At 56.7% G+C, this 7,137-nt stretch carries 7 protein-coding genes; 6 read left to right on the forward strand and 1 reads right to left on the reverse strand.

The features are described from left to right. The first annotated feature begins 338 nt into the window (after window positions 1–338). Window positions 339–743 carry a hypothetical protein gene (locus ACFSSA_RS05965; protein WP_386819258.1) on the forward strand — a complete coding sequence of 135 codons (405 nt, stop codon included), beginning with the start codon at window positions 339–341 and terminating at the stop codon, window positions 741–743. 22 nt (window positions 744–765) lie between these two features. Here ACFSSA_RS05965 and ACFSSA_RS05970 read toward each other — a convergent pair whose 3' ends face one another. Further along, the gene (locus ACFSSA_RS05970; protein ID WP_386819259.1) at window positions 766–1,152 is read right to left on the reverse strand and encodes a helix-turn-helix domain-containing protein; all 387 of its coding nucleotides are present in this window, start codon (window positions 1,150–1,152) and stop codon (window positions 766–768) included. A 3-nt stretch (window positions 1,153–1,155) separates the two neighbouring features. On the opposite strand from ACFSSA_RS05970, the gene ACFSSA_RS05975 reads away from it, so the two are divergent. The 5 genes from ACFSSA_RS05975 to ACFSSA_RS05995 all read left to right on the forward strand — a co-directional run bounded on the left by ACFSSA_RS05975 (window position 1,156) and on the right by ACFSSA_RS05995 (window position 7,061). Beyond that, window positions 1,156–1,518, forward strand: a complete 363-nt coding sequence (locus ACFSSA_RS05975) for a hypothetical protein (protein WP_386819260.1) — start codon at window positions 1,156–1,158, stop codon at window positions 1,516–1,518. A gap of 6 nt (window positions 1,519–1,524) precedes the next feature. Further along, the gene (locus ACFSSA_RS05980) at window positions 1,525–4,428 is read left to right on the forward strand and encodes a CHC2 zinc finger domain-containing protein (protein ID WP_386819262.1); all 2,904 of its coding nucleotides are present in this window, start codon (window positions 1,525–1,527) and stop codon (window positions 4,426–4,428) included. Window positions 4,429–4,588: 160 nt separating this feature from the next. Further along, a complete protein-coding gene (gene xerC, locus ACFSSA_RS05985; RefSeq protein WP_386819264.1) occupies window positions 4,589–5,671 on the forward strand; it encodes a site-specific tyrosine recombinase XerC in 1,083 nt (360 codons plus the stop codon). 55 nt (window positions 5,672–5,726) lie between these two features. Further along, the gene (locus ACFSSA_RS05990; protein WP_386819266.1) at window positions 5,727–6,503 is read left to right on the forward strand and encodes an RHS repeat-associated core domain-containing protein; all 777 of its coding nucleotides are present in this window, start codon (window positions 5,727–5,729) and stop codon (window positions 6,501–6,503) included. Window positions 6,504–6,776: 273 nt separating this feature from the next. Further along, window positions 6,777–7,061: a hypothetical protein gene (locus ACFSSA_RS05995; protein WP_386819268.1), complete on the forward strand. Its 285-nt coding sequence runs from the start codon at window positions 6,777–6,779 to the stop codon at window positions 7,059–7,061. The last annotated feature ends 76 nt before the right edge of the window (window positions 7,062–7,137 follow it).

The raw sequence follows: 7,137 nt of genomic DNA on the forward strand, positions 1-7,137 counted from the left end.
GGCGGCTTTGGGTCACTATGTTCCGGCTGGTGCCGAAACAAGTTGGAAACTTGCTTGGTCAAAAGGAGTAATCGCGGCGTCATGCAGCTAAAAACGAGAATCCCCGTAGCAGGAGCGAGCCGTGGGTGTCGGTCGTAGTCGGCCTGCAAGTCTGGCTCGAACGTGGTGGGCTTCGGCGGCGGGGCGCTGTGGTTCAACGCTCGCCCGCGTATCGTCCCAGGCCATCCCCCTCCCTGGCTCCTTCGGGTCGGCTTCGGCTATCGCCTCGCCGCCCCTCATCGCCCCACCCACGAAAAACAGTATTGAGGCCAAACCAACAAAACCCGAAACTCTCCGCAATGGCTCGGCAATACATTTTAAACAAGCAGGGCTCTGCGAATGAATCCCCGGAGACGCCGAGCCAGCATGATCCTCGCGAGCATCAACTCGCCATCCTCGAAGCACTCGCCGATGGCGTCGATCCCTTTACCACCGAGGAGCTGCCACACGAAAGCATTTATCAACACGCCAAGGTGCTCCGAGCCCTGCAATCAGCGATTGCCGCTCTCAAAAAGCAGCATGAGAAAGCGTCCCAACGCGAAAAACTCCCAGCCAAGGCCGGGAAGCCTTGGGACGACGAAGAGGACACGCGCCTCCTTGAAGCCTTCGATGGAGGAACCAGCCCAAAGGAACTTTCCGAAATCCACGGCCGCACGCTCGGAGCGATCCAATCACGCCTCACCAAAAAAGGTCGCCTGCAGTAGAAGCGGCTCAAAGAAAAAAGGCTCAGGCTTTGGCCTTCTGCGCTGCCAGCATGTCTTCGAGAAACTCAGCCACTCGACGTTGTTGCGGCCGCGGCAAGGAAGCCGCTTCGGTGAAGAGCTTCGCCATCTTGCTGTTCGGTGAAATCGCAGGCTTGGACTTGGGGTGCCCGAGCACTTCCTCGACAGAAACACTGTAAAGTTCCGCGAGCTGAATGATGACGTCAGGATCGGGAATCTTCCCGGTCTTCTCCCAATGAGCAATTTTGGTGTGAGTCACTCCAAGCTGGCGGGCAGCTTCGCGCAAACCAAGGTCGGCACGCTGGCGAAGCTCTTTGAGATGAGAACCGTCTTCTGGCATTTGGTGTGAAACATAAACCATGGTGGTCAAATAATGCTTGAAGTGGTTCAAGATGTGAACCAAAAACGAGCAAGTGATTTTGATTTGACAGCTTTTTGCACCACCTTGGCCATGACCACTGATTTTACCGACTACGAACCGCCCCGCTTCGAGTGGGATGACTGGAAAGGCAAGGCTCTCGCAAAGGGCCTTGATGAAGACCTCGCCACTCTCGGCCGGGAAGTTTACCGCGAGGCGATCAACCACGCGTGGCCGGGCCGTCTGCAGTGGGTCTGCATGGATCCGATGCTCACGCACTTCCTCACGAAGTCCCCGCAAACCGCCCGCCAGTTCTATGAAGCGATGCTCGCCACCGATGGCTTCCAGTTCGCCTTCGAAGAAAACGGCTCCGGCATCATCGAACTCCTCAACTTCTAGGAAGCTATGCCGAGACTCACCGAAGAAGAAATCGCCCAGGTCAAAGCGAGCACGGACCTTATCGCCCTGATCCAATCGCGCGGCATCGCGCTCAAACAGAAGGGAGCAAACTGGACCGGACTGTGTCCCTTCCACGACGACACGAAAACGCCCAACCTCATCGTGACTCCGGGCAAGGGGCTGTTCCGCTGTATGGCGGCAGGCTGTGAAAAATCGGGCAACGCGATCCAGTTCGTGCAGTGGCATGATGGCGTGAGCTTCCGCCATGCCTTTGAACTGCTGACTCAGGGCGGCAAAGCCGCCTTCACCGCCAGCGCCAGCAAACATCCTGGAAAAGCGAAACGCGAAACTGTGCCGCGTCTGGAATGCCCGCTCGAACGCGAGGCAGATGACGCAAAGGTGCTCGAGCAAGTAGCTAGCTACTATCAAGAACGTATCATGCTGCCTGCCGGTCAGGTGGCGCGAGATTACCTCGCCAGCCGTGGACTCGATGGCGAGGGACTCATCGAGCACTTTGGCATTGGCCTATCCGACCGCACGCTCGGCCTCAGACTGCCTCACAAAAACCGTAAAGCGGGAGCTGAGCTGCGTGGCCAGCTTCAGCAACTCGGCGTGTATCGCAAGACTGGCCGCGAGCATCTCAATGGCTGTGTCGTGGTGCCGGTGCGGGATGAAAAAGGAAACATCCGTCAGCTTTACGGTCGTCGAATCGCTAGCAATAGCGACGTGCCAAAGGACAATCGCCACCTCTATCTGGCCCGGCCATTGGCCGGTATGATTAACGCCGAAGCACTCAAAAACCGCGAAATCATCCTCACTGAAAGCATCCTCGATGCATTGACCTTTTACCGCCACGGCATGGAAGCAGTGACCTGCACCTTCGGCACGGCGAACTTCAGTGACGAGCTCTTCGATGCCTTGCGAGCTGCCAAAATCGAAAGTGTGAAACTCGCCTTCGATGGCGACGAAGCCGGAGAAAAGGCCTCCGCTAAGGCCGCCGAGCGGCTGCAGGCCATTGGCATCGACTGCCATCGCCTTGCCTTACCCTGGGGCAGCGATGCCAACAGCTACGCCCTTGACCAAGGAGGCGAAGCTCTCCGCCACCTCGTCAGAACAGCTGAGTGGGTCGCTCCTAAAACAACACCCTCAAAAGTCACACAAGCCGAGCCCCAAAGCCCAAGCTCTCAAGAAAACCTCCGCGATCCCTCTGCGACCTCTGCGGCTCCGCGGTTAAATCCAAAGCCCGCGCCCGCATCTTCTTTAGCTGCTGATTTAGCTGCTTCCAATGGCTCTGCAGAGGTGGCTAAAGAAAGAAAGCCCACTTCCGAGCCCACACTCATACGCAAAGGTGACTGCCACGAGCTCGCGCTCGGCCCGCGCACTTACCGCATCGGTGGACTCGACAAAAACAATAGCCTCGAAGTCCTGAAAGTGACATTGCGTCTCTCTTATCTCTTTAAAGACAATATGGGTGAAGGCTCAGCCTTCCATGTGGACTCACTCGACCTTTACCGCGACAGCGAACGTCGCCGCTTCATCGAGCGCGCAGCAGAAGAAACTCTCCTTGAAAAAGACCTCATCAAGCGCGACCTCGGCAAGCTTCTCCTGCTCCTTGAAACGGCTCAAGAAGACCGTCTGAACGCGCCACTCGAAACTGAGTCTGAAATCGTTGAACTCACTGCAGAGGAAGAGCGCGAAGCGCTCCAGCTCCTGCGTGCGCCCGACTTGCTCGATCAAATCATTGCGAACTACGATGCAGCCGGAGTTGTGGGAGAACAAACCAACCTCCTTGCCGCTTACCTCGCCTGCGCCTCGCGCAAGCTCGCCAAGCCTTTGGCCATCATCATTCAAAGCACCAGTGCAGCAGGGAAGTCGACTCTCATGGAAGCCGTGCTCAGCTTCTTCCCAGGCGAAGACCAAGTGAAATACTCCGCCATGACCGGCCAAAGCCTTTACTACTTAGGCGAAAGTAATTTGAAACACAAGATCCTCGCCATCGTCGAAGAAGAGGGCGCTGAGAAAGCCAGCTACGCTTTGAAGCTCCTGCAATCCGAAGGTGAACTCACCATCGCGAGCACTGGCAAAGACCCGAACAGCGGCCGCATGGAAACCCAAGAATACCATGTCGAAGGTCCCGTCGCGATCGTGCTGACCACCACCTCGATCGACATCGATGAGGAACTCATGAACCGCTGTCTGGTCCTCACCGTCGATGAATCCACCGCCCAAACCGAGCGCATCCACGCCTTGCAGCGCGAAGCACGCACCATCGAAGGCATCCTCGCCGCCGAAGAGAGAAAGGACATTTTACGGCTCATGCAGAACGCCCAACGCCTGCTCAAACCCTGGAAAATCGCCAACCCCTACGCCCGCGAACTGACCTTCACAAGTGGCCGCACGCGCACGCGCCGAGACCATGAAAAATACCTCACACTCATCGACTCCATCGCGCTCCTGCACCAACACCAGCGCGAACCCATCACGCACACAGTCGGCGGCCGCGAAGTCAAAATGCTCCCCGTCACCTTGGCTGATATCGAAGCCGCCAACCGCATCGCCCCCGAAGTCTTGGGCCGCAGCCTCGACGAACTGCCACCACAAACCCGCCGCCTGCTCGACAGCGCGAAAGTGTTAGTCGTGCGTATGATGGCCGCAGGCCAAATGGGTCAAGGCTCAGCCTTGTTTAGTCGCCGAGAGTTGCGGGAGGCCACCGGTTGGAGTGCCATGCAAATCCGCCGCCATCTCGAGCGACTCATCGAACTTGAATACGTCGCCGTGCGCGGCGGTCGCAACGGCGTCACCATGAAATACGAACTCCTCGTAGATGCGCAGGAAAAGGCCGAAAGCTACCGCGTCGGCCTCATCGACACCGCGAAACTCAAAGCTCAAACCACAAAGAAAGCCTCATGAGTTTTACCGCTACGATCACAACCTTGTCCCCACCATGTCAGGGCAGGGTGACAAGGCCACAAAGGCCCGCCACTGCAACAAAAAGCACCGCTTTAGACGCCACCTTGTCACCTTGTCAAAACGCACATGTGGAGGCTCAACTTTTAGACCCATCGTAGTCATGGCCAGACCCAAAGGCTACGACGCCACAAAACACCTCCGCATCCGCGCCGAGCAAAAGCGTGGCGGAAATGACGTTCGCAGTGAAAACATCGAACCCGCCGCTGACGGCAACCTCACCGCTTGCCGTGACCTTTACCTTGCCGACCTTGAGAGCCTCAACTACCGCGAAAGCACTATAGACGGACGCAAGAAAGACCTCCGCCACTTCCTCCAGTGGGCACACGAGCGCAGCCTCAGCCGCCCCGATCAAATCACCCGCAGCATCCTCGAAAGCTACCGTCGCCACCTCTCACGACTCAAAAAGAAGAACGACAAACCGCTCAGCGTCACCAGTCAGCGCGCGCGCCTCGGAGCAGTGAAAAGCCTCTTCGCCTGGACGACCAAACAAGGTCACCTCGAAGCTAACCCCGCCAGTGAACTTGACCTCCCACGCCCTGAAAAACAACTGCCAGACCAAGGCCTCTGCCATCACGAAATAGAAAAGATCCTCGCCGTGCCCGACATCGCCGATCCACTCGGCATCCGCGACCGCGCAATACTCGAACTCTTTTACTCCACTGGTATCCGTCGCAGCGAACTCGTCCGCCTTGAACTGCCTGACCTCCACCGCGAGCGTCGCACCCTCCATCTGCGCCATACCAAGGGCCGCCACGATCGCATCGTGCCCGTTGGAACGCGCGCCATGCAATGGCTCGAGCGCTACCTCGAAGACGTGCGCCCGCGCCTCGAAGTCGATCCCGATGAAAAAGCTCTCTTCCTCAGCGGCTACGGTGGCCCGTTCAACCCCGATGCCCTCGGCCGAACCGTCAGTCGATACATCAGCAAAGCAGACGTCAGCCGCAGCGGCGGCTGTCATCTTCTTCGCCACAGCTGCGCCACCCACATGCTCGAAGGCGGGGCCGACATCCGCTTCATCCAGCAACTCCTCGGCCACCAAAAACTCGAAACCACTGCCATCTACACTGAAGTGAGCATCCAACAGCTCCACGACGTTCACGCCCGCTGTCATCCTGCCAACACAGGACGCAAAGCCGCTCAGGACGACACTCAACCAGAGCTTCCCGGCCTTGGTGGCATCTAGTCGCCGAGTCACTCGGTTCTTCCCTTTAGCCGCCTGAGCCGCTAAAGACAAAAGCGTGCAAAAGCGCGCTCAGACCCTCGCACTCACCGCCCTGACATCCGTCTTGGCGGTGCTCCTGTGTCTGGCCCAAACCGCATCAGGAGCCATCACCCCCTCACTCGAAAAAATCGCGTCTGGGGAATTTTTTGAGCACCCCACAGAACGCACCCAGCAAATCCAGCTCGAAGCCCCAGAGTTGCAATGGTCCCACACGCCTTCACCTACAAAAACCGTATCGGGTCGTGGGAGATGGCTATCTCCTGATCCGCTCGGCGAAGCGGGGGGGATCAACCTGTATGGGTATGTGGGGAACGATCCAATTAACATGTGGGACGCGTTAGGGCTATGTCCGGGATCAGGCGGAAAATTTAATTACAGTAAGGCTATTGTTGCGACTGGCAACGCTCTAAATGCTGCCCGACTCGCTGCTGCCGGGATGACGAAGATAGTAGTAGGAACTGGAGGGGAACTGACTGGAGTTGGGGCAGCGCCGGGAGCTGCTGTTACAGGAATGGGAGTTTGGAATATCATGGGATCGAAAGCGGCTATGCAGCGATCGTTCAAACAATGGGATGAATCATGGAATGACGATAGGCATTGGGATAAGAAAAACTTCTGGGGTCTTGCACCGTTTGGTGATAAGATAGATGACGATTGCGAGCCCTATGTAGGGCACCTCGCTGGAGGGGTTGCCAGGAATTTAGCAAGTGATCCGATTGGATTTACAAAAGATGTAGCGTCGAAGACCGACTGGTGGAAATTACTGCAAGAGGTGGGAACATTTGGATTTTAGTAGTATGGAATACATTTTGATACCAATAGGTTTGTTACTAGCTCTGGCTTTTACCGTGAAATTTGTATCACGCCTCGTCACAGGTAAGAAGGTCAGTATTAGAAAATGGATCAAGAATGTCCTTGATGCTCTATGGGGTATGGGATGAATGCATATCTTTCCCTCATTCGCTTGTCGGTGTATCGGGCAAGAGAACCCAACCGCCAGAGCAAACCCCGCTCCAGTCACGCCACGCCCATATACAAAACTCCCAGCCACACTTCCTCACCCCAAATGAAACTCCCACACCCTAGGAAATTTCCTCTATTAGCAGTCTTCGCGTTTATCCAAGTCGGCGTGCTGCCATCGTTGGTGGCAGCGGAGGAAGCAGCGGAATTGCCAGCGAAAGTCCGCACGCCGGAAGCGGGCGATGTGAACCGGCGTGCGGCTCGTTCGGAAAAACCCCGCTCCATCATGTCGGACATCCCGGCCAGGCCGACACGCGGGCAGCTGGAGAAGATCAAAAGTGACGGCCTTGTCCTTGCCAACCTGTCCGGCAACTCCAAGCACAAAGGATAAGAGGAAGAGGATTTTTGATTTTTTCAAAGCAGGTTTGATCATCCAGGATGTGCCGATCGGGTATTCGACCCCGTAT

This window comes from Luteolibacter algae, assembly GCF_042683045.1.
GTDB lineage: Bacteria > Verrucomicrobiota > Verrucomicrobiia > Verrucomicrobiales > Akkermansiaceae > Luteolibacter > Luteolibacter algae.